Genomic DNA, 24587 nt, shown 5'->3' on the forward strand with positions numbered 1-24587 from the left:
TGAACTGAGAATAAGATGGCTTGATTTTTTGCCTGAAAAAATTGCTAAAGCGATGTTCACTCTCTCTTTAGATAAGAGTAGGCTGCGATGCAGCCCACTCAGTTGCGTTTGTTTTTAAGAGGCAACAAGCAATTGATTGATGCGTCGCACGAAATCGGCGGGATTATCCAATTGGCCACCTTCTGCCAGAACAGCCTGCTCAAAGAGAACGACCACCCACTGAGCAAAACGATCATCATCTTCCATGGCATGCAAACGTTTTATCAACGCATGTTCAGGATTGATTTCAAAGATAGGTTTTATTTCGGGCATTTTCTGACCCGCAGCCTGGAGAATACGCTGCATTTCAAGCCCCATATCTTGCTCATCCGCTACCACACAAGCTGGTGAATCGGTCAGACGGCTTGTAATATGCACGTCTTTCACTCGCTCACCCAAAATTTCTTTAATTTGTTTTAGCATGGGTTCGAATGTTTTTTCTTGCTTCTCAACCTCTTTTGCATCCTCTAAATCCACTTTGCCTTTGCTGATGGATTGTAATTTTTTACCGTCAAACTCACTTAGATAACCAACCAGCCACTCATCCACACGGTCACTTAATAACAAGACTTCAATCCCTTTCTTTCTGAAAATTTCCAAATGCGGGCTATGCTTGGCTGCATTGTAACTTGAAGCCGTGACATAATAAATTTTATCCTGATCTTTCTGCATGCGGTCAACGTATTCCTTAAGAGAAACGGTTTGTTTTTCCGAATCATTGACGGTGGTTGTAAATCTTAATAGTTTGGCCACTGCTTCACGATTTACAAAATCTTCAATAGGGCCTTCTTTTAATACCAAACCAAATTCATCCCAAAAACGTTGATATTTTTCAACATCCTCCTGGCTCATTTTTTCAAGCATGGACAAAATACGCTTAGTGCATGCTGCACGAATATTATCGACTTGTTTATTATCTTGCAGAATTTCACGCGAAATATTTAAAGGTAAATCACTGGCATCGACAATCCCTTTGACAAAACGTAAATAACGCGGCAAAAACTGAACCGCATCATCCATGATGAACACACGTTTGATGTATAATTTCAAGCCGTGTTTTACTTCTTGCTGCCATAAATCAAAGGGTGCATGACTTGGAATATATAGCAAACTTATATAATCCTGTTTACCTTCAACATGATTATGCGACCACGCAAGCGGTTCTTGATAATCATGAGAAATATGTTTGTAAAGTTCTTTATATTCATCATCCGAAATTTCAGATTTTTGTAAAGTCCAAAGTGCTGTTGCTTTATTGACGGTTTCATATTCTTCTTTTTTATCTTCTTTATCTTCGTCCGTACTTTTTTCATGACGATGGGCCAGCAGATATGATCAGAGTATTTGCTGATGATGCTACGCAAGCGCCAATCGCTTAAAAAATCTTCCTCTTCTTTTTTCAAATGCAATATGATTTGAGTACCACGAGTTTTCTTGGCTTCCTGACCAATAGTAAATTCTCCTTCTCCATGAGACTCCCAAACAATGCCTTCTTCAGATGTCAAGCCAGCACGGCGACTTTTAACGGTTACTTTGTCAGCGACAATAAAGGCTGAATAAAAGCCAACACCAAACTGACCAATCAAATGAGAGTCTTTTGCTTTTTCACCCGATATGTGGCTTAGAAATTCTTTAGTACCGGATTTGGCGATCGTTCCCAGATTTTCTATCGCCTCTTCCCTGCTTAATCCAATTCCATTATCCGTAATGGTAATGGTTTTAAGTTTTTGATTAAATTCAACCGTAATTTTAAGATCGGAATCCCCTTCGTACAGTCCACTGTCAGCCAGGGCTAAAAATCGCAATTTATCCAGAGCGTCAGACGCATTGGATATCAACTCACGTAAAAAATTTCTTTATTACTATAAAGTGAGTGAACAACCAGATGAAGCATTTGCTTTACTTCAGTCTGAAAACCCATTGTTTGTTGCTTAGCCACCATTGATAAATCTCCTGTCAATATATACTGGAATAAGCAACCTATATGAGGGCAAAAAAGCGAAATTTCAAGGGGTTTGACTTGGACGAGTTTGAGGTACCATCCCAACTCGGGGTCGATGCATAAAAATCGTCACGGACGGACTGGTTTTGAGCACATCCCCTTGTTCATTGACGAGTTGAACGGCAATCGTGTGGGAACCGCGATTAATATTTTGTAAAGCAAAAACGGTGGTTGCTTGCGGTTTACCTAACGCCTTACCATCAAAGATTATTTGTAACTTATCATTTGCTTTTAATGATGGTTCTAATTGCACATTGACGGCTACATACCCTTGATTGTTCCGTATCGTCTCCTGATCTTTAGGGGCAAGAATAGTCATCGCATAATCCGTTGAAGCTTCTATTGCTTCCTGTTGCATCGCCGCTGAACTTTCCGAAGAAGGGGCAGGAGAAGAAAAAGTTTGCACCTCGGGTAATTCTATTTTTTCGGCGCCAGGATGAGGTTTATCGCTGAAATAAACGTTTCCGTTGCTGTCGGTCCACTTATAAATTTGCGCGTGCAATGGACTAATCGCCATCACAAAACAAAAAAGCAGTTTATCTATCCTCATATTCAACGATCCTTATACAGATGACACGAAATCCTTCTACTATTTTTGTTGCGCAAAAACTACCTCGCTGGCCACTGTGTTTCTTTAAGCCATGGATTGAGTATATATGCCTTGATACTGATGATTTATATGGATGCTTCTGAATCAATATCAGAAGCATCCATATTGCCGGCAAACCTCAACTGCTGTAGTAAAGCTCAAACTCAATTGGATGAACCAGACTACGGACATGAGCGATGTCCATTTCACGCAACGCGATATAGCTATTAATGAAATCTTTACTAAATACATCTCCTTCCAAAAGAAAATCGTGATCGTTACGCAAGTGGTACACTGCTTCTTCCAGAGAGCCGGAAACCGTTGGAACGTCAACTAATTCTTCTGGAGGTAAATCATATAAATCTTTATCAATTGGCTGTCCTGGATGAATTTTTTTCTTGATTCCATCAAGCCCCGCCATCATCATGACTGTAAAAGCAAGATATGGATTCGCCGTTGGGTCAGGGAAACGCACCTCAATACGACGAGCCTTGGGATTATTGATATGCGGAATACGAATGGCTGCAGAGCGGTTACGTGCAGAATAAGCCAGCAATACAGGTGCTTCAAAGCCAGGCACTAATCGCTTATAGCTGTTTGTCGCCGGATTGGTAAATGCATTGATTGCACGCGCATGATGAATAATGCCGCCAATATAATATAAAGCAGTTTCAGATAAACCGGCGTATTGATCACCAGAAAACAGATTAACCCCATCTTTGACCAAAGACTGATGACAATGCATCCCGCTGCCATTGTCTCCTACCAATGGTTTTGGCATAAACGTTGCTGTTTTACCATAATTATGCGCAACATTATGAACCACGTATTTTAAAATCTGCAGTTCGTCTGCTTTTTTGGTCAGGGTATTAAAGCGGGTTGCCACTTCGCATTGGTTTGCGGTTGCAACTTCATGATGATGCGCTTCCACTTCAATGCCTAATGTTTCAAGCGTCTGACAAATAGCAGAACGAATATCTTGAGACGAATCGACTGGCGGCACAGGGAAATATCCACCTTTAATGCTGGGACGATGGCCAATATTGCCTCCTTCCACCACCTTACCTGAATTCCATTGCGCTTCTTCTGAATCAATCTTATAGAATGATCCGCTGATGTTTGTTTCCCATCGCACATCATCAAACAGGAAAAATTCAGGTTCAGGGCCAAATAAAGCCTGATCAGCAATCCCAGTGGATTGCAAATAGGCTTCTGCTCTTTGCGCTAAAGATCGTGGATCCCGTTCATACCCTAGCATTGTTTGTGGATCAACCACGTTACAACGGACAAACAAGGTATTTTCTTGATAAAAGGGATCGGGAAGAATGCTGTCTAAATCAGGCATCAGTGCCAAATCAGATTGATGTATTTTTTGCCATCCTTTAAACGAGGACCCATCAATCATTTTCCCATATTCTATGAAATCGTCACTGACTGCAGAGACAGGGATGGTAATATGTTGTTCTTTTCCTACTGTATCGGTGAAACGCAAATCAATAAATTTAGCGTCGTATTGTTTAATCGCATCAAGTAGCGCGTTTTTACTCATTATTGTCTCCGTGATTGGCCGTGGCTAGTTTACCTTAAGTGACTTATGAAACCCAATAGATTAAACTATCCCATATACAATAAATCATGGATTAATACTAGAGGCTATTGCGTTTTCTATTTATTTAATTACTCCATTAAATCGGTTATAAAACTATGGGCGCGTATCAATATCAAGCGCTGAAAAAATCAGGAACAGCCTGTAAAGGCATCATTGAAGCAGACTCCGAACGGCATGCCCGGCAATTATTGCGGGAACAAGGCTTAATTCCGACCCAAATTCATACCTTTAAAAAAATACAGCAATCAAAACATAAAAATAAATTGTCCGCACAGGATTTATCTTTATTTACTCGCCAACTGGCTACTTTGCTTGCGGCAGGGATCCCAGTTGATGAATCGTTGCGCGGAGTAAGCGAGCAAACTGAAAAAGACAAAACCCGACAATTAATTATCGGTGTTCGCTCTAAAGTGGTAGAAGGTTATTCCTTAGCTCAAGCCATGACAGAATACCCCTATGCATTTCCAGAATTATATCAAGCAACCGTCGCGGCGGGAGAACAAACCGGTCGTTTGGATTTGGTGCTGGAAAAACTGGCTGATTATACGGAAAAACAACAACAGACCCGGCAAAAAATTCAACAAGCCCTTATTTATCCAGCGCTTATGATAGTCGTCTCGACTGCCATCATCAGCTTTTTACTGGCCTTTGTGGTTCCCAAGATTATTGACGTATTCAGCAACAGCGGCCAGTCTCTGCCGCCCATGACGAATGTTCTTATCCTAATTAGCACCTTTGTTAAATCCTATGGATTATACGTTGTATTCATTTTAATTTTGCTGTTGCTAGGATTTAAAAAAAGCTTGGCGAATGTACGAATAAAAACAGCATGGCATCGACTGATCTTAAAATTGCCCATTGTGGCCTATCTTGTAAAATCAATTAACACAGCACGCTACATCCATACATTTAGCATTTTATTTGCCGCAGGTGTCAGCGTTTTAGAAACCATGCGTGTATCAACCAGCCTGATTAGCAATCTTGTCATGCGTCAGGCGTTTGATATGGCCGCTGTCCGGGTCAAGGAAGGAACGGCCATTCATGTGGCTCTTAAAGAAACTGGATTTCTCGGGCCCATGGCGGTCCATCTAATTGCCAGCGGAGAAAAAAGCGGTCAACTTGCCTCCATGATGGAACGCGCCGCCTTACATCTTGATAATGAAGTAAAACGATTAATTGACACTGCGTTGACCCTGTTGGAGCCTTTAATCATACTCTTAATGGGCGGGGTCGTTCTTTTTATTGTTTTGGCAACTTTATTGCCAATTTTTTCTATGGAGCAACTTGTAATATGAACAAACAGCATGGCTTTTCTCTTATTGAAATTATGGTCGTTGTTGTTATTCTTGGTATTCTGGCATCCATCGTCGTTCCCAGAATTATCAGCAGACCCGATGAAGCACGAATTGTTAAAGCCAAGCAGGATGTATTGGCCATTCAAAATGCGTTGGACTTGTACAAGTTAGATAACGGCTTTTACCCCAGCACAGACCAAGGTTTGCTTGCCTTGGTTGAGAAACCCACAACGAATCCTATCCCCCGTGACTGGAAACCTTATCTTAAATCCTTGCCCAAGGATCCCTGGGGTCGTGAATATTTATATTTAAATCCTGGTCAGCATGGAGAAATTGATGTTTTTACACTAGGTGCCGATGGTCAACCAGGCGGTACAGGCGTTAATGCAGAAGTTGGTAATTGGGATGCAAACTCATAACCCAACTTCGCCTAACAAGGAAAAAGGGTTTACCCTTCTTGAAATTTTGGTGGTTCTTGTCATCATTGGAATTACTCTTGGTTTTGCGCTTCTTGCTTTTGGAGATTTTGGTGAAAAACGACGTGTTATGATGGCCGCTGAACAATTCGCCAACTACGTCAAATTAACCCAGCAGCAAGCGATTCTTGAAGCTAGTACCTTAGGCATTCGCTTTCATAATCAGACTTATCAAGTGTTCCGTTTTAATACTTCAGGACACTGGCAGGCCATGCCGCCAAAAGGTATTTTTCACATCCAGGCGGTTCCAAATAATACCATGCTTCATTGGGCAACAGAGAAGAAAAAGAGTGTTTCTCCCGATATTATTATTCATGCTTCGGGAGATATAACACCATTTACTCTATATTTTGGCTCATATAAAGTACCGAAGCTAGCTGCCGTAATTGGCCAACAGAACGGCAGTGTTTTTTTTCAAACCATGACTTCACCATGAATAAACAAAAAGGATTTACTTTAATTGAGGTGCTTCTTGCCCTTGCCGTTATCGCAATTGCCCTAACCGCTCTGTTAAAAGCCACCTCCGAAGACGTAGCTTTAACCGACCGAATTAAGGAAAAAACAATTCGTCATTGGGTTGCAATGCAGGGTATTCATATGATTCAGTTAGGTCTGTTACCTATTCATTCAGGACAGGAAGTGACTCAGGTCACTAGCATGCTTGGAGAGCAATGGTATTGGCGAGCAAAATTGTTGCCCACTCAAATAAAAAAAATGGAAGAGATTCAGATTACCACCAGTAAAAATCAGACAGGACCTTTTCATGATCCAGTGATTGCATTCAGGTACATGTCATGAAAACTCAAGGATACACACTGATTGAAATCATGGTTGCTCTTGCTGTGTTTGCTATCCTGGCTGTTTTAACCTCCGTTGCCATGTATCATGCCTTTAATACTCGCGCCCGCGTTAATATACACTCCGATCGACTCAGTGAATTGCAGTTAGCCATGACAATAATAACACGTGATGCGCAGCAAGCGGTAAACCGCCCTGTTCGTGAAGCAGAAATGCATTTATCTTCTTCATTTATCGGCCAGCCGCTTTATTTTGAATTTACTCGCGGAGGAATCGTCAATCCTAATGGTACGGAAAAGCGCAGCACTATGAAACGAATTGCTTTTATTTGCCAAGAGCAACAATTAATAAGAAGAAGCTGGAATCTTGATGAACCAAAACGCAAACAATATCAGGATAAAATCATACTCAATAATCTGGATAGCTGCTCTTTTGCCTATTTATCACACAATCGCCAAGTATTAACCGACTGGCATGAGCATGTTGTCATGCAAAATCAGATAAAAGACCCTATGCCAATTGCCATACAATGGACTCTTAAATTACATAATTGGGGAGAAATGAGCTTACTTTTTATTATACCCGAGGGACTGTATGCAGGATAAATCATCGCCTCAAAGCGGTAGTGCCTTACTTTCCGCCTTGTTTATCATGACGCTGGTGGCCATTGCTGCAACCGCCATGAGTACCCGCTTGCAATTGGATATCTATCGTACACGTCTCACCATAACCAGCGATAAATTACATCTTGCGTCGCAGGCAGTTACTTTCTGGGCAATGGATAAACTTTCAAAAAAAGAAACCATTCTCCTCCCCATAGAAGGTCTGAAATTTCCTCAAGAATTTGCAACCATTTATCCACAACTTGTCACTAAAGGCCGTCTATATGACTTGCAGGCACGATTTAATCTAAATAATTTACAGGATGCAAAACATCAGGCTTCTTTTTATCGACTACTAGAAATTTTATTAAAAAAAACCTCAGATGCTCAACGCAAAACCATCGTCAGGGCTACCCAAAACTGGATTACACCATATCGCCCTGATAGCGGCCATGATGAATTTCAAGCATTCTACTTGCAACAAAATCCCCCATATCTGCCCAGTCATCAACTCATGAAAAGCGTCTCGGAATTTCGCCTGCTGCACGGTGTTGATTCACAAATTTATCAAACTCTATCACCTTATGTCATTGCCTTGCCTGAAACAACACCCATTAATATTAATACAGCCCCTTTACCCGTATTAATGACATTGGGAAACGGTTTAAATCAGTCTCAAGTCAATGAAATCATACAGGCACGAGGCGAGGAAGGAATGTTCAACGCCAATACCCTACCGTTATTATTAAAAAATTGGATATCCCTGCCGAACAAATAACACTCGAAAGCCAATACTTTTTAAGTGTAGCCTATGCTACTTCCGAAGACTTGAATTTAACCACATTTACTATTTTAAAGCGCAATAAAGATAAACAAGGAAAAATAACCATGAGCCTCATCTATGAAAGCCTGAATACCATTTAAAAATGATTGCTTATGAATACTCCAATCTCTAAAAAGAAACCGTATTGGATTTATATACTCCATTGTGAGAATAATACCTATTATACAGGGTATACAACAAACCTGATGAAACGCTATCAATCTCATAAAAAAGGGACAGGATGCAAATATACTCGAAGCTTTAAACCCATAAGCCTGGCTCAATCCTGGGAAATTATGGGAGATAAATCACTGGCTATGAAATTGGAGCATCGTATTAAAAAGTTATCTCGCACGAAAAAAGAAGAACTTATCGCCTCTCCTCATTTGCTTTATACATTACTTTGTTCAGACGACTCATGAAAAAAAATTGCCCATTTATATGAAAACTAAGACATGAAAACGCGCAACTGGCTGTTTTAGGTTGCAAAATAAGAATAGAGTTTTTAAATTAAACAACCCCATTTCACAACAGCGACGATTTTTATCCACAAAATCTGTGGATAAATTTGTGAGCAGCCTATTAAAAACCTCGAATAATAAGGCTTGATGACTTGCACAAAGAAGTACCTGACGATGTAAAGAAGCTAATTGAATGGTGATAATTTGACCAATTTTTGAATCTTTTCCACCACTATATTGGCGTTAAGTCATTAAAAAAATTAAGAATGGTTTCAGAATTCATTTTTAGTAAGCGTCTTATGTCTTATAAACCCCACTTTTCTGCTCTAAAAATAATTTCAGACATGTACTTTTTACAAATTACAAAGGATAAATTTTTATCATAGGGGTATTTGATGAAACAGGAAATAAAATTGAGTACTGCTTCTCGTCTTTTTTTAAATTCATTATGATAATGGTGAAATTTTGTTTAGGGGGAATTAGGATAGTCTATGCCATGAAAAAGTCGGACATCATTTAATGAATAAAATTAGGATAAAAAATATCAATATTGTATTGTTAAGCGGCATAAGTTTATTTCTTACGGGTAATGTATTTACAAACTCTTCCTTTGCCAATAACAAATTCGCAGGCACTCACCTTGGAGCGAGTATGGGCCTGTCTTCTACCAATTATCATCATCTTGGGTATGACAAGATTGGAAATCAAAATGAAAATCACCGATATGGTAATTCTGGCTTTGCAACGGCTTTAAGTGTAGGTTATTTATTCCCTCTCACCAAGGGCTGGTTATTAGGTCCTGATCTGCATATGCAACATAATGCCTATCAAAATAACAACTCTGGCCCAAGTCGGGCAATACCTGGTTTAATCAGCGCAAATCACTCCCTTAACTGGAACTATGGAGCCAGCGCCAAGTTAGGGTATGCATTATCAAGTAATAATATGTTTTATGGAATGATTGGCCCAGAAGCAGCATTTATGAAAAGTACCTACATTGAAAACTCTCCGGAGTCAGTTGGCTCAAATTCGGGTTTTGTATATGGTGCTATAGCGAGTATTGGTGCAGAGCAAAAAATAACAAAGAATATTTACATTGCGGAACAAATTAATTACGCAATTTTTAATTTGCAAAGTACTCCTCTAAGTGCAGGTGATTTGAAAAAAAATTCACCCAGCCTGCTTGGTGGATTAATTTATATAGGTTTAATAATTTAAGTGTAAACATTCAACTCACCACCTTTTTATCATGGAAATCAGATTGGGTAAGCTATGCATATCACCGAGTAATTCACGGTTGATCATGAATTTAAAGCTCAAATCATATAGTCACGAAGTGAGCAACTATGATTTTGCTCTAGCAATATTAAGGGCCCTCATCATAGAATTGCTCATTTTGAACAGCGATTTCCTTTAAGAAATGCTCGCCCTGTTCTTTATCGCTGGTGGATAATTCTGCTTCCAAACGCTTTAAATCTTTTTTAGCTTGTTCATTATTATTTTGAGCAGCCAATTTTAGCCATCCATAAGCCTTAATGGCGTCTTTGGGAACACCAAGACCTGCTGCGTATAAATAGCCAAGCTTTCCTTGTGCTGTAGCATTACCATGCTCAGCTGATTTATGAAACCAAAAAGCCGCCTTTTGATAATCTTTATCTAATCCTATGCCAGTCAATAACAATTGGCCAAGCTCGGCTTGTGCAAAAGGATTACCCTGCTGAGCCGCTTCATGATACCAAAATACTGCCTTTTGAACATCACGTTGTACCCCAAAACCATTTAAATATTGATATGCCAGATAAGCTTGAGCATTAATATGACCCTGAGCTGCTGCCTGTTGCAGCCAGTATGTTGTAGCTTCCGGGTTTGGAGGAATACCATATTTGCCACTGTATAATAATGCAAGACTGTATTGTCCTTTTTCATCACCCTGTAAGGCTGCTTTTTCGTACCATATTAAGGCTTCGTTCACATCTTTTTCTGTTCCATATCCCATCATGTATTGATAGCCTAAGTTAACCTGGGCTTTACTGTATCCTTGCATCGCTGATTTTTTAAACCATTCAAAAGCAAGTTTTTCATCTTTATCAACGCCATCTCCTGTGGCATACATTAAGCCAACATTGCGCTGAGCGATTTCATTACCTTGTTTTGCTGCTTTTAAATACCAGGAAAACGCCTGAGAATAGCTTTTAGGAACACCTTCTCCGGCATCATATAAAAACCCAAGACTTAATTCTGCTAAGGCATTATTTTTTTCAGCTGACTTTTGATACCAATATAAGGCATTTTTTATATCTTTATTGACCCCTAATCCATATTGATACATACGGCCTATCAAATACATAGCTTCCTCATTTCCTCCTTTGGCGGAAATAATTAATTGTTGATAAGCCGTATGATAATCGCCATTTTCGTAAGCAGAAAATCCGATGAAATCATCAGCAAATGCGGTATTTATTGCAAGAATTAGCCCAAATAGAATAGGACGCATGTCCACTCCAAAAACAATCCCTTATTCTTTAGAGTAGAATAACCAATCAATAAATCAAACTTTTAAACAATTAATTGAGTATGGAAGCAAGGAGAATCATTTATTGACGCAGTTACGTCATTTACGTCTGCATGGAAATAAAAAAATATGGATTTTAAATCATTTTATCCTGTAATTGCGGAAGAATAAGCTTAGGCAATAGCAACCAGTAATACCCCTTATTTTTCATATGACCGGCAATGTATATCGCTTCCTTTCCAGCTCCCCAATAAATATCTCCACGAACTGGTCCACGAATAGCGCCGCCAGTGTCTTGTGCAATCATCAGGCGTTGGAAAGTGACTGTTTTTTTCTCTTTATCAGGTCGATTGGTATTAAGCCAAACTGGAACCCCCATAGGGACCCATTGCAGATCAACGGCCAAAGAATAACCAGGTGTGAGAGCAACCCCTTGTGATCCTAAGGCTTCTTCCCGAGGTAATGCATGGAAAAACACAAACGACTGATTTTGATTTAACACGGAGTCAACTTGTTGTGGATGAGTTTTAAAATATTTGCGGATACGCTGCATGGAGGCTGTATCTTTCGTCATGACCCCCTTATCAATTAATACACGAGCGATGGAGGTATATGGCCTGCCATTTTCACCAGCATATCCTAGAAACAGTGTTTTCCCATCAGTCAACTCGATACCACCCGAACCTTCAATTTCCAGAAATTGACGATCAATTCGATTATTAATCCAAGCAAGCACTGGTGCATGGTTATCAATAGCACCATCTGTAATTTGTTTACTGGTATAATAAGGAATTAATTGATTCCCTTTAAGTCGCCCAATGATTTTCCGATGATGCTTCAACTCTGGAAAAAATAGCCCCAAATTAACGGTGATCAGATTTCTAGGAAGTCCATAAATGGGGGTATTATATTCTTTTGTTTTAGTTAAACTACCCTTGAGCATTGGCATATAATAGCCTGTAAATAAACCATCAACAGGTTTATCTTCATAAAATGCCACAGGAGTAAACCACTGTTCAAAAAACATTTTGACTGATTTGTCCGAGCTGACATCCACATTCTGTGCCGCTTGGCAAATAGGATACCAATCTTTTGCTTTTAGACTAATGTACTTACTACCAACATTTTTCTCTGGTTTCTGTTTTAAAAAAGCCTTACAAGATTTTTGAAATGCCTGAAAAGAAGTCATGGGATTGCTTTTTTCCCAACCAGGCAATGCTGTAAAAGTTAATTGCTTTAAATGCAGTTCTTGAACAGGCGGCTGCTTCTTCCATAACAAAAACATGGTAGTAAGCAACACCAGGATAATTAAAATAATGAGTATAAGAGGTAATTTTGCTTTCATAACTGGGTAAAGTTTACACTAGATGAAATTTAATGCAACATTTTATCCTATGAATTATCTTAATTCTCATATTCCCACGCTCTTTTGTGCATCTTTTAAATTAGAATAACTTCAATACTACACAGAAATATTTTAAATCAATACAGTCTGTCATCTCCGCGCAAGCGAGCGTGGGAATGTCGGTTACTCTGTTTCTTAATCATTCATCATGGTTAGTAAAATTCTGGCCTGGTTTATCATAGGCTCAGTAAAATTTTAAACTATAATTAAAACACATAGCCAACATGATGCATTTTCTGAGTTTTGCTCCGCCAGGAAGTATTCAAGGATGGAAACATGGAGTTAAACATGAGGAAACATGACTATTTTGTTATTTTAATTATTTTAAGCACCTTGAGCATAAGGAGTTTTGCCATGAGCTTATCGATTTCCAGTCCGGCATTTGCCCCTAACGCCAGAATTCCTTCACAATATACTTGTGATGGTTCAGATATTTCTCCTCCTTTAAGCTGGAAAAATCCACCAGCAGGAACAAAATCCTACGCATTGATTATGGAGGATCCTGATGCACCAAGTGGCATCTGGGATCACTGGATACTATTTAATATCCCTGCGAATCAACAGGGCTTATCTGCCAATACTGAAATTCCTGCAGGTGCTATGATTGGCCTAAATAGTTGGGGTAATACAAAATATCAAGGTCCTTGCCCTCCAAGTGGGACTCATCATTATTATTTTAAATTGTACGCTTTAGACACCGTGCTATCTTTAAATTCCAGTGCCAATAAGCAGGACGTTATCAATGCCATGCAAGACCATATTCTTGCAGAAGATGTATTAATAGGACTGTATACAAAACCATAAATAAGCAAATAACCAATTACAAAACGCACTTCAAAGCGAATTGCCTAACTTTACCCAACGTAATCGTAATGAATTAGCAATCACCGACACAGAACTCAACGACATGGCTGCTGCGGCCATGATAGGACTTAAAAGTAATCCAAAAAATGGATATAACACTCCGGCAGCAATAGGTACGCCTAATGCATTATAAATAAAAGCAAAAAACAAATTTTGCCGAATATTATGCAACGTCATTTTGGATAAGTCCCTTGCTTTAACAATGCCATTCAAATCGCCATGCAGCAAGGTGATGCCGGCACTTTCTATCGCCACATCTGTACCAGTGCCCATGGCTATACCAATATCGGCACGCGCTAAAGCCGGAGCGTCATTGACACCATCTCCAGCCATAGCCACTGTATGGTGTTTCTTTTTTAAGGCTTCAATTATATTATTTTTATCTTCTGGCATCACTTCAGCTTCTACTTGCTGAATTCCAAGCTTACTGGCCACCGCTTCTGCAGTTTTTCGACTATCTCCTGTGAGCATGACCATATAAATTCCCTGCTTCTGCAATCGGTTAATCGCCATTTTTGTATTGGGTTTCATTGGATCTTCAACAACAAAAAGCGCTGCTAGTTTATCAGCGATGGCTACATACATCACAGAAGCCCCTTCAGAACGCCATTCATCGGCAGACTCTAAAAATAGATTCTCCCCAATTAATATTTCTTCCATTAATTTAGCATTGCCGACCGCCACCCGCTGAGCATTTACAATGCCTATAACACCTTTTCCCGTAAGGGCGTCAAAATCAGTCACGTTAGAATAAGATAATTTCTTTTCTTTAGCTGCCCTGACAATGGCATGAGCCAAAGGATGCTCACTGTTATACTCTACAGCAGCGGCAGCCGCTAACACATCCTCCTCACGAAATCCTGCAGCCGTGATGATCTTAGTCAAAGTAGGTTTTCCTTCCGTTAATGTTCCGGTTTTATCAACCACCAACACATCTACTTTTTCCATACATTCCAATGCTTCCGCATCTTTAATTAATACTCCATTTCGGGCACCTTCCCCTACACCAACCATAATAGACATAGGAGTTGCCAGCCCCAAAGCACAAGGGCAGGCAATAATAAGCACGGAGACTGCAGCAATTAAACCGTATGCAAAAGAAGGTTCTGGTCCAACCATTGCCCAAACAATAAACGTCGTTAATGCAACCAGCAATACAATAGGCACAAACCATCCAGACACTTGATCAGCTAATCGCTGGATTGAAGCCCGGCTATGCTGAGCGTCACTAACCATTTGCACAATACGAGCAAGCATGGTGTCTTGACCAACATGCAGTGCTTTCATCGTGAAACTACCAGTTTGATTGATAGTGCCACCAATGACTTTGGAGTGTTTGTTTTTTCCACCGGCATTGGCTCACCTGTCACCATCGATTCATCAACATGGCTTTTACCGTCAAGAATTTCTCCATCCACCGGAATTTTTTCTCCAGGGCGCACGTGCAACAAATCTCCCTCTTGAATCTCATAGAGTAGAGTTTCTTCTTCATGACCTTCTTCATTCAAGCGATGAGCAACGTCTGGTGTCAACTTTAATAAAGCGCGAATAGCGCTGCCAGTTTGTTTGCGCGCTTTTAACTCTAAAACTTGTCCTAACAAAACAAGCGTTGTAATCATTGCGGCCGCTTCAAAATAAACAGCTACCATCCCCTGTGCATTGCGAAAGGTTTTAGGGAATAACGCAGGAAATAGTGCTGCAAATACACTATATCCCCATGCAACTCCAATCCCAATGGAAATCAACGTAAACATATTTAAATGTTTAGATACAAATGACTTCCCTGCACGCTGAAAAAATGGCCAACCACACCATAACACCACAGGCGTTGCTAGCATCATTTGAATCCAGACTGCATGTTGAGTAGATATAACTTCTGCGAAGAAGTGCTGTCCCATGTCCAAAACAACAATTGGTAGACTTAAGATGAGTGCCAACCAAAATCTTAAATACATATCGTTATATTCTGTGCTTTCAATGTCGTCGCTTGCTGTGGTTGCAAGCTCCAAACTCATACCGCAAATTGGGCAACTTCCTGGCTTTGCTTGCCTAACTTCTGGATGCATCGGACAAACATACACAGCAGTATCATGGCTTGCCGAAGCCATTGGACTTATTTTTTAAGGGGTTTCTGATGATGACTACAATGTTTTTTTCCATAAATGATTCTATCCCTAAACCGTCAATCAAGTGACTACGTTCAATCAGTTTTTGAGTTGCCTAGCAAAGAAGAAAAATATCGCAGCACCCATTCTTCACCCAGATGCTCAAAACAATCTTGCAAGAAATCAGCAAGTTCTTCTGCTGATAATTCATGCTCGGCACCAGGCGTCTCAATCTCATGGTGAATATACGCATCAAAAAAATGAATACAAAATGCATAATAATCGCGGGTATGCAGGATAAAAGCATGCCATAGGTCATCCAATAGTAGTAATGGCCCAAACAAATAAGTACGGCGATTATTTAATTGGCGATAGACATTAAGCCATAACCAAGCAAGCAAATCAGTAAAGAGTTGATTTGCTTGCTCTGGGGTTACCTCAATATGGTAATGGCAATAATATTGGATGACTCGCTGATTTTTATAAGCAAGTAATTCCGATAACTTAGGTGATTGCATTAACCGCAACAGGCTTTTCGCCATGATTTATTATTGGTTATTGTACGAACAATGCGACAAATCATTTCTTCTCGAGTCATAGCTTCTCCTATTTTAGGTGCCAAAATGCTACTGAGCGTTCAAATTTTATCATGTATAAATCATGCCTACAAAGCTTCAAAAATTGCGGCAGCACCCATACCAGTACCAATACACATGGTTACCATGCCATACCGACCTTTTATGCGACGTAGACCATGCAATAGAGTTGCGGTACGGATAGCGCCCGTTGCACCTAATGGGTGGCCTAAGGCAATGGCACCACCAAGCGGATTCACCTTATCACGAGGCAAGTCTAATGCTTTAATCACTGCCAGCGCTTGTGCAGCAAACGCTTCATTTAATTCTATCCAGTCAAGTTTATCCAATGTTAATCCAGCTTTTTTTAAAGCAAGCGGTATCGCATGCACAGGCCCTATCCCCATTATCTCCGGGGGAACACCAGCGACGGCAAAGCTCAATAAGCGGCCCAAAGGATTTAAATGATACTCTTTCAAGGCTTTTTCACTTGCAAGTAAAGCAAGTCCGGCACCATCACTCATTTGAGAACTGTTGCCAGCCGTAATGCTTCCTTTGGCTGCAAAAACAGGCTTTAACCGTGAAATGGTTTCGTAAGACGTATCCGCTCTTGGCCCCTCATCATCACAAATTAAACGTTTCTTAGGGAGCACTTCCGACTTGGCTAAATCAACCTGACGCACTGTAATTTCAATTGGACTGATTTCTTCTTTAAAATCGCCACGTTGTTGTGCTGCAATGGCACGTTTATGGCTTTCCGCTGCAAATTCATCCTGCTGTTCGCGTGATATATCCCAACGTTTTGCTACAATTTCTGCAGTAATCCCCATGCCATAGGCAATGGCGATATGCTCGTTATTAAAAATGGCGGGGTTGGCTGTATATTTATTTCCCCCCATAGGCACCTTGGACATACTTTCAACACCACCTGCCAAAGCAAATGACAGATCACCCTGAGCAATCGAAGCCGCTGCCGTTGCAATACTTTGCACACCAGAGGAACAAAAACGATTAATGGTCATAGCGGGCACAGATTGTGGCAAATCAGCAAGCAACGATGCAATACGAGCCACATTCATACCTTGTTCCGCTTCAGGCATAGCACAGCCAATAACCACATCTCCTGTTTTTTGCCAATCTATATCATGATGGCGTTGCATTAGACTCTTTATCGTATGAGCCAGCAAATCATCCGGCAAAGTATCTTTAAAAACTCCTCTTGGAGCTTTACCAACCGGAGTGCGTAATACGTCTACTACATATACATTTGTCATGATGAATCTCCTTTTAATTACGCAGCGGCTTGCCGGTTTCTAACAAATGACCAATTCTTGCCTGGGTTTGTTCCATCGCAGCAAGGGTCATAAACGCTTCCTTTTCCAATTTTAATATCCAAGCTTCATCCACAGATTCACCTTGATTGACATCGCCTCCACATAATACGCTTGCTAATTGATCCGCCAAAAAATAATCGTGTTGCGATATAAATCCTCCTTCGAGCCAATTGACCAGCCCAACCTGCAAACGTGCCCACCCTTCTCGCCCAGCCACTTTAAAACGACTCGCCATGGGAGGGGTATAATTGGCAGCTTGCATCGCTTTAATTTCGACCAGCGCCACATACAACACTTCATTTTTATGCATGACCCAACCATCTTTATTGCCCAAATACCCGCGTTGCGATGCCTCTGGCGCGCTGCCTGCAACATAACCTGTTGCAATTTGTTCAAAGTAAGGTTTTAAAAAACCATCAAGTCTGCATCCGTAGCTTTCGCGGCTGCACGCATGGCCATTTCCTTGCATCCACCACCAGCAGGAATAAGACCGACACCAACCTCCACCAAGCCGGGATAGGACTCAAAACCAGCTACGACACGATCACAATGCATCATTAACTCACACCCTCCACCCAAGGCGCGTCCTCGCAGCGCAGCAACGATGGGTATCGGACTGTATTTTAATCGCATGGCCAGATGTTGAAATTGTTCTATCATGGTTTCTAGCGCATTGGTTTGATGAGTGCGGATTAATTCAGCAACTCCTCGCAAATCTGCGCCTGAACTAAAATTATTTTCATCCCATTGATGCAAAATTAGTCCCTGGCACTGTTTTTCTGCAATGTCCAATGCCTTACTAAAACCATCAAGAACAGCCTGACCAATTGTGTTAGCCTTGGTTTTAAAACTAACCACCGCCACATTGTCCTGCAAATGCCATAAACGCACGCCTTCATTTTCATACAAAGTCTCAGTTTGATAACGAGGCTCGTTTATTATTCGATCAGGGAAAAATTGTCTTTTATAAACACTCAATGAACTACGGTCTTGAAATTCTTGACTGGCTGGTGAAAATGCGCCTTCTTTGCTATAAAAATCATTCAATTTCGTCAGCCAGGATGGAAGCTTGGCATGTTCTAACGCATGCCCCGTCTGAATGGCTTGCTCGATGAATTGCTTGATGGCAGCCACACCCGCTTCTTGCCATGTTTCAAAAGGTCCATATTGCCAGCCAAATCCCCAACGCATCGCCAAGTCAATATCACGCACGGTATGGGCAATCGTTTCTAGGTGATAAGCACAATAATGGAAAAGATCACAAAAGCAAGCCGCTAAAAAACGAGCCTGCTTGTGGTTGGAGTGCAGCAATTGCTTAAAGCGCTCTGGTGCTGGCAAGCGCATGATGTCTTGAATTTCATGATCCACTTTTCCATGCGCTTCACGATATTGATTGGTTTCAACATCGTATACTTCAATGGATTTACCCTGTTTACGATAAATACCTTGCCCTGATTTTTGACCCAGATGACCCTGATCAATCATATGACTTAGCCAAGTCGGTAATTTAAACAAAGCATGCCAGGGGTCGTTCGTCAGTTGTTGTTGCATGGTATGAATCACATGCGCCATCGTATCAAGTCCAACGACGTCCATAGTACGAAACGTCGCCGATTTTGGACGTCCTAATAACGTTCCAGTCAACGCATCGACTTCATCAAGCCCAAGTCCCAATTCCAAAGCATGGTGCATGGTCGACAGTAAGGAAAACACACCGATACGGTTTGCAATAAAATTAGGAGTGTCTTTAGCTCGCACCACACCTTTTCCAAGATAACGAGTCAACCATGCCTCAAGATGATCCAATAACGCTGTATCCGTTGCTGCCGATGGAATCAATTCCGCTAAATGCATGTACCGGGGGGGATTGAAAAAATGCACGCCGCAAAAACGTTTACGCTGATTGCTGGAAAGAGATTGGGCTAATGAATTAACACTCAGTCCGGAAGTATTGCTGACAAGAATGGATTGTTCATGCAAATAAGGAGAGATTCGTTGATACAAGGCTTCTTTCCAATCTAAGCGTTCTACGATAGCCTCAATAATCAAATCACAATCTTTTAAGTCCGCTATGTTATCGTCATAATTTTTTGCTTTCAATAACGTCGCTGTTTTTGGTGTCGCCAACGGAGATGGTTTTAATTTCGTTAAGTTAATAATGGCTTTGTCTACTATAGCATTATGACTTGCTTCTTTTGTCGGTAAATCAAACAGGAGCGTTTCAAAACCTGCATTAACACAATGGGCAGCTATTTGCGCCCCCATAACACCCGCACCGAGAACGGCGACTTTTTGTATGACCAATGATTCTTGCATAATGACTTCCTTTATTAGATCTCAAATTTTATTCCCTGGGCCAATGGCAATGAATCCCCCCAATTAATCGTATTAGTTTGTCGACGCATGTAACCTTTCCAAGCATCTGAACCAGATTCACGTCCACCACCTGTTTCTTTCTCACCACCAAAAGCGCCGCCAATTTCAGCCCCTGAGGTACCAATGTTAATATTGGCAATGCCACAGTCACTGCCACGCACACTTAAAAACTGTTCTGCGTATTTCAAATTCTGAGTAAACAGTGCAGAAGATAATCCTTGAGGCACCTCATTTTGCAGCCGGATTGCTTCATTTATTGACTCAAAGGGCATGACATAGAGAATCGGCGCAAATGTTTCTTCCTGGACAATTTTACTGCTGTTACTCAAGCCTGCCACTAATGTCGGCTGAACAAAATATCCCGCCTGCTCCAAAGATTTGCCACCAAATAATAATTGTCCGCCTTCCGCAACAATACGCTCAATCGCGCGATTAAATTGCTCCACAGCTTGTTTATCAATTAAAGGTCCCATCAGATGTTTACTATCCAGTGGGTCACCTATGGTAATTTGCTTATAAGCCTGCTGCAATCGCGCAATAACCGGCTGATAAATAGTATTTTGAACCAATAAACGTCGTGTTGACGTACAGCGCTGTCCTGCCGTTCCTACCGCTCCAAAGACAATCGAGGGTATGGCTAACTCAAGATTGGCAGATTCCTCCAGAATAATGGCATTATTCCCACCCAACTCAAGAATGGTCCTCCCCAAACGTTTAGCCACATTTGCCGCAACCCTTTTACCTACAGCCGTTGAGCCGGTAAATGAAATCAATGGTATTTGATGATCATTCACTAGCGTCTCGGCTACATCATGAGATTCGGAGATAATAAGCGAAAAGATATCAGGGCAATTATTTTGTTTTAGTACTTGACTACAAATATAATGGGTTGCAATAGCGCATAATGGCGTTTTAGCAGAAGGTTTCCAAATGGTGGCATTACCACAAACAGCAGCAATAAAAGCATTCCATGACCATACCGCCACTGGAAAATTAAAAGCAGAAATAATGCCAATGACGCCATAAGGATGCCACTGTTCATACATGCGGTGGTTTGCCCGCTCTGAATGCATGGTTTTCCCATATAACATACGGGATTGCCCAACAGCAAAATCAGCCACATCTATCATTTCCTGTACTTCACCATCTCCTTCTTGTTTTGATTTCCCCATTTCCAAAGAAACGAGACTTCCTAGCCAATCTTTATGTTCACGCAATGCTTGACCTATCTGACGAATGATTTCACCACGCTTGGGAGCAGGAATTTCACGCCAGGTTATAAAGGCTTCTTGGGCACGTTGGATAACATATTGATAATCTTCCACGGTACAATTGGCCACTTCAGCAATTTTTTCGCCATTACTTGGATTGATTGACTGAAAACGGTTATGAGTCGTTTTACTTTCCCACGAGTACCCAGCATAGGCCCCGGGATTAACCGTTTGAATATTAAGACGCGATAAAAAATCCATAATATTGTCTCCTGAATTATCCAATTTTGTAACGACGCGTCATTATCCATGACGATGGACACACCTCATGCTCTGCCAGGCCGCTCAGATACGTTAACCTTTTTTCAGAATCTAGACGTAATGTTGGCCAAACCGATTTGCCAATACATCAGCCAGGCGAAAATTTTCTTGTAGTATCAGGCCATGATATTCGTTCGCTTGTCCTAAAACCAAATCAACCACCGCACAAACTCCTGAAGCGGTGCTAATTTGGATAGCGGACCATTCCAGACCACGTACTGATTTTGGATATATTTTTTTTACATAACTTTTCTCAGTTAACTCACCTTCCTTAATTCCTTCTACGGCAACATACACAATCACAATGTCCTGATAAGTTTTCGGAATGGCTTTTTCCAAGATATGTTTTAAGGTTTCTCGATCATCATTTAATTTCAAATCATTCATTAGAAAGCGCATTTTTGCACAATGGCCGGGGTAGCGCATGGTTTTATAATTCAAACTCTGAATTTTACCGGCATAAAGTTCACCAAGACTTCCTAATCCCCCTGAGGTATTGAAAGCTTCATATTCACAACCATCAATTTGTATTGATTCCAAACCTTCCAGCGGTGCCAGTACCATTGGTTTACCAGCTTCAATACCATGGCATGGATTGCCGTATTCATTAATCAGACCATCCGTGGACCAAGTCAACGAATAATGAAGAGCATTACTTGCTCGTTGAGGTAATGCACCGACCCTCAGTTTGGCATGATGACAATGTTCAAATTCTTGCATCAATGTGTTTGCAGCAATGCTAATGAAACCAGGTGCTAAGCCGCACTGCGGAACAAAAGCGGTACTGGCGTTAGCTGCAATAGATTTAACAGCTTGTGTCACAGACGTGTCTTCTGTTAAATCAAAATAATGCACTTTGGCTTCTTTAGCCGCTTTAGCCACGTGCGTATTTAAAAAATAAGGTAGACTAGAGATAACTGCAATAATGTTATGCTTTTGAATGTACGATTGTATGGATGTTTTTTCTCTGACATCCAGCGCAACTGTTTTAATGCAAGGTATGGCTTTTAATAGACGGGCAACATCCGTGCCATTGAACTCCAAATCCGCCAAATGAACCTGATAATCATCACTGTCAGCCAATAAGCACGCAATCAAAGCACCAATTTTCCCTGCCCCTGTAATCATTACGTTATACATACAATACGCCTCCTTTAATCATGAGATGTCATCGTACACTAAACTTAGTTCCCCAACCATTAAAGCATGTCTTCTGTCATATGTCAGTGTTGGGTAATATAAAAATCCTTGCTACTGTATCCATGTCCAGCAAAAACAAACTTACCTGGCATGGCTTGTTTGTTATGAAGGCAGGGTAAGATCATATCAATTTGATTAACAAATGCCCGAACAAAGTGACTAAAATGCGTCATCCCATACAAATGGAAATCTATTTTTTATGATGACTCTTGACTGCGTGTATACGATGGATTTTCGCCTACACGGAAATGACGTAAATAAAATATAATATAACCAAAGCATGATTTTGCCTTATCATGAGTTGGAACAAACTTGACCTTCGCAACCAACTCATCTATTGTCACAGCATTTATATATTTACCTGTAAAAATGACTCAAACAACTGCAACCAACTGGTTGCCTGCAGCCCACTCATCTTCCTACCGGTATGTTTATCTATTCCCTGCTGTTTTAGCTGGTCTGTTATTTCCATTAGGTTTTGCTCCATTTCATCTTCCAGGACTCGCCATATTAGGAATTGCAATCTTATTTGGTTTGCTTCATCACGCCTCATTAAGGCATGCTTTTTACATCGGCTTCGTATTTGGGTTAAGTTCAGCAGGCTTAGGCGTTTCATGGGTTTATATCAGCATCCATGAATATGGCCACCTCCACTCTCTGGGTTCTGCAACCATTACCTTGTTTTTTGTTGCCTATTTGGCTTTATATCCGGCATTAATAACGTTCGTGTATAAAAAGCTCTCCCCAAAACGTTCTTTTATTTTTTCCTGTTTATTATTCAGCGCTCTTTGGTGCCTGGGAGAATTTCTACGAGCCACCATCATGGGGGGATTCCCATGGTTGTTACTTGGCTTTGGGCAAACAGACACACCACTTAGGTATTTGTTGCCAATCCTTGGTGTTTATGGTGCCAGTTTTTTTGCCTGTTTGTCTGCTACGTTTCTGGCAACCGGCGCACTATCCGGGCGATATAAGCAATACCCGTGGTTTATTGCTTTTGCCTTAGTGCTACTATGTCCTTCTCTCTTGAAAAATCAAGCCTGGGGAACGGCCAGCGCTTCACCAATTTCTGTTGGGATTATTCAAGCCAACTTATCCATGCGCGACAAATGGGATGAATCACTGTTCTGGCAATTGCAGCAATACTATCAAACCACTACCGAACAATTAATTGGGAAAAATCAATTGATCGTCATGCCTGAGTCAGCCATCCCTGTTCCAGCCAGTTACATCAGCGATTTTCTTGATACCTTGGATAACAAAGCACAACAAAATGGCAGCGCCATATTACTTGGAATTCTTCAACCTGCTGGCGCAGATGAAATGCAATTATACAATGCCATGGTATCTCTCGGACAAGCCAAAGGCAGTTATTTAAAACAACATCTTGTACCTTTTGGTGAATTCATTCCCCGACCATTTCAACAATTAATTGAATGGCTGTCTTTACCAACAGCCAATATGAATCATGGCAAAAAAAATCAATCTCTTATTGAGGTGCAAAACCATCCCATTGCCGCTTTAATATGTTATGAGCTGGCATACCCACTATTATTACGCAATCAATTGCCAAGAGCCGAATGGATTGTATCCATCAGCGACGATGGCTGGTTTGGTCATTCCTTTGCTATGTATCAACAATTGCAAATGGCTCAAGCGTTATCCATTCAAACAGCAAGATTTCAGGTCGTCGCCAATAATGACGGATTATCTTCTGTTATTGATGCCAATGGTGATGTTCTTGCCTCATTACCAGCTTTCACGGCAGGAACGCTTGAGGCCATGATACAGCCATTGACTGGTGCCTCACCTTGGGTTTATCTAGGCGACCTTCCTATATTGCTCATCAGCCTATTTATTTTTTCCATGGCCTTATTGAATAAAAAATCAAATCGGTAACTCATGACAACATTCAGCAAAACCATGTTGAATTTGGATAATTTTATTCCAACCTGACATGATGAATCTAATTTCATGGCGAATCTACTAT

18 protein-coding genes and 3 pseudogenes are annotated in these 24587 nt (G+C 40.9%); 10 read left to right on the forward strand and 11 right to left on the reverse strand.

Features of this window, described 5'->3' with window-relative positions:
* Nucleotides 1-114: 114 nt before the first annotated feature.
* From htpG to glnA, 3 genes and pseudogenes are all read right to left on the reverse strand, one after another.
* Nucleotides 115-1981: pseudogene (htpG, locus tag LOA_RS07210) on the reverse strand (molecular chaperone HtpG).
* A 64-nt stretch (nt 1982-2045) separates the two neighbouring features.
* Complete coding sequence (locus tag LOA_RS07215) at nt 2046-2591, reverse strand: DUF4124 domain-containing protein (protein ID WP_169728701.1); 546 nt, start codon at nt 2589-2591, stop codon at nt 2046-2048.
* Nucleotides 2592-2769: 178 nt separating this feature from the next.
* On the reverse strand, nt 2770-4179 hold the full coding sequence (gene glnA / locus LOA_RS07220) for a type I glutamate--ammonia ligase (protein ID WP_025385749.1): 1410 nt from the start codon (nt 4177-4179) through the stop codon (nt 2770-2772).
* A gap of 155 nt (nt 4180-4334) precedes the next feature.
* Here glnA and lspF point away from each other — a divergent pair, with 155 nt between their 5' ends.
* The 8 genes from lspF (at nt 4335) to LOA_RS07260 (ending at nt 9912) form a co-directional block, all read left to right on the forward strand.
* Nucleotides 4335-5534, forward strand: coding sequence for a GspF family T2SS innner membrane protein variant LspF (lspF, locus tag LOA_RS07225; protein ID WP_025385750.1), 1200 nt, complete (start codon nt 4335-4337; stop codon nt 5532-5534).
* Complete coding sequence (lspG, locus tag LOA_RS07230) at nt 5531-5953, forward strand: GspG family T2SS major pseudopilin variant LspG (RefSeq protein WP_025385751.1); 423 nt, start codon at nt 5531-5533, stop codon at nt 5951-5953. The genes lspF and lspG overlap by 4 nt, the downstream gene beginning before the upstream one ends.
* The gene (gene gspH, locus LOA_RS07235) at nt 5940-6446 is read left to right on the forward strand and encodes a type II secretion system minor pseudopilin GspH (protein ID WP_156411356.1); all 507 of its coding nucleotides are present in this window, start codon (nt 5940-5942) and stop codon (nt 6444-6446) included. Before lspG ends, gspH begins: the two co-directional genes overlap by 14 nt.
* The gene (gene lspI / locus LOA_RS07240) at nt 6443-6808 is read left to right on the forward strand and encodes a GspI family T2SS minor pseudopilin variant LspI (protein WP_025385753.1); all 366 of its coding nucleotides are present in this window, start codon (nt 6443-6445) and stop codon (nt 6806-6808) included. Before gspH ends, lspI begins: the two co-directional genes overlap by 4 nt.
* Nucleotides 6805-7413: a GspJ family T2SS minor pseudopilin variant LspJ gene (lspJ, locus tag LOA_RS07245; protein ID WP_025385754.1), complete on the forward strand. Its 609-nt coding sequence runs from the start codon at nt 6805-6807 to the stop codon at nt 7411-7413. The genes lspI and lspJ overlap by 4 nt, the downstream gene beginning before the upstream one ends.
* A complete protein-coding gene (gene gspK, locus LOA_RS07250) occupies nt 7403-8188 on the forward strand; it encodes a type II secretion system minor pseudopilin GspK (protein WP_238551182.1) in 786 nt (261 codons plus the stop codon). The genes lspJ and gspK overlap by 11 nt, the downstream gene beginning before the upstream one ends.
* Before the next feature lie 158 nt (nt 8189-8346).
* Nucleotides 8347-8655 (forward strand): GIY-YIG nuclease family protein, encoded by a 309-nt coding sequence (locus LOA_RS07255; protein WP_025385755.1) that lies wholly within the window; start codon nt 8347-8349, stop codon nt 8653-8655.
* 558 nt (nt 8656-9213) lie between these two features.
* Complete coding sequence (locus tag LOA_RS07260) at nt 9214-9912, forward strand: outer membrane protein (RefSeq protein WP_025385756.1); 699 nt, start codon at nt 9214-9216, stop codon at nt 9910-9912.
* 148 nt (nt 9913-10060) lie between these two features.
* On the opposite strand, the gene LOA_RS07265 is transcribed toward LOA_RS07260, so the two are convergent.
* Together LOA_RS07265 and mltA are read right to left on the reverse strand one after the other, a co-directional pair.
* Complete coding sequence (locus LOA_RS07265; protein ID WP_025385757.1) at nt 10061-11188, reverse strand: tetratricopeptide repeat protein; 1128 nt, start codon at nt 11186-11188, stop codon at nt 10061-10063.
* Nucleotides 11189-11342: 154 nt separating this feature from the next.
* The gene (mltA, locus tag LOA_RS07270; RefSeq protein WP_025385758.1) at nt 11343-12551 is read right to left on the reverse strand and encodes a murein transglycosylase A; all 1209 of its coding nucleotides are present in this window, start codon (nt 12549-12551) and stop codon (nt 11343-11345) included.
* A gap of 414 nt (nt 12552-12965) precedes the next feature.
* On the opposite strand from mltA, the gene LOA_RS07275 reads away from it, so the two are divergent.
* Nucleotides 12966-13415 carry a YbhB/YbcL family Raf kinase inhibitor-like protein gene (locus LOA_RS07275; RefSeq protein WP_035894307.1) on the forward strand — a complete coding sequence of 150 codons (450 nt, stop codon included), beginning with the start codon at nt 12966-12968 and terminating at the stop codon, nt 13413-13415.
* 30 nt (nt 13416-13445) lie between these two features.
* On the opposite strand, the pseudogene LOA_RS07280 reads toward LOA_RS07275, so the two are convergent.
* The 6 genes and pseudogenes from LOA_RS07280 to LOA_RS07305 form a co-directional block, all read right to left on the reverse strand.
* Nucleotides 13446-15571, reverse strand: a pseudogene (locus tag LOA_RS07280) (copper-transporting P-type ATPase); the annotation flags it as partial.
* Between the two features lie 104 nt (nt 15572-15675).
* Nucleotides 15676-16122 (reverse strand): glycine-rich domain-containing protein, encoded by a 447-nt coding sequence (locus LOA_RS07285; RefSeq protein WP_337589107.1) that lies wholly within the window; start codon nt 16120-16122, stop codon nt 15676-15678.
* 122 nt (nt 16123-16244) lie between these two features.
* On the reverse strand, nt 16245-17429 hold the full coding sequence (locus LOA_RS07290) for an acetyl-CoA C-acyltransferase (RefSeq protein WP_025385761.1): 1185 nt from the start codon (nt 17427-17429) through the stop codon (nt 16245-16247).
* A 13-nt stretch (nt 17430-17442) separates the two neighbouring features.
* Nucleotides 17443-19805, reverse strand: a pseudogene (locus LOA_RS07295) (3-hydroxyacyl-CoA dehydrogenase NAD-binding domain-containing protein).
* A gap of 14 nt (nt 19806-19819) precedes the next feature.
* Nucleotides 19820-21337 (reverse strand): L-piperidine-6-carboxylate dehydrogenase, encoded by a 1518-nt coding sequence (gene amaB, locus LOA_RS07300; RefSeq protein WP_025385762.1) that lies wholly within the window; start codon nt 21335-21337, stop codon nt 19820-19822.
* A 111-nt stretch (nt 21338-21448) separates the two neighbouring features.
* Nucleotides 21449-22537, reverse strand: coding sequence for a saccharopine dehydrogenase family protein (locus tag LOA_RS07305; RefSeq protein ID WP_025385763.1), 1089 nt, complete (start codon nt 22535-22537; stop codon nt 21449-21451).
* A 429-nt stretch (nt 22538-22966) separates the two neighbouring features.
* Here LOA_RS07305 and lnt point away from each other — a divergent pair, with 429 nt between their 5' ends.
* Nucleotides 22967-24496 carry an apolipoprotein N-acyltransferase gene (gene lnt, locus LOA_RS07310; protein WP_025385764.1) on the forward strand — a complete coding sequence of 510 codons (1530 nt, stop codon included), beginning with the start codon at nt 22967-22969 and terminating at the stop codon, nt 24494-24496.
* Nucleotides 24497-24587: the final 91 nt, after the last annotated feature.

It is taken from the genome of Legionella oakridgensis ATCC 33761 = DSM 21215 (assembly GCF_000512355.1).
Classification (GTDB): Bacteria; Pseudomonadota; Gammaproteobacteria; order Legionellales; family Legionellaceae; genus Legionella_A; species Legionella_A oakridgensis.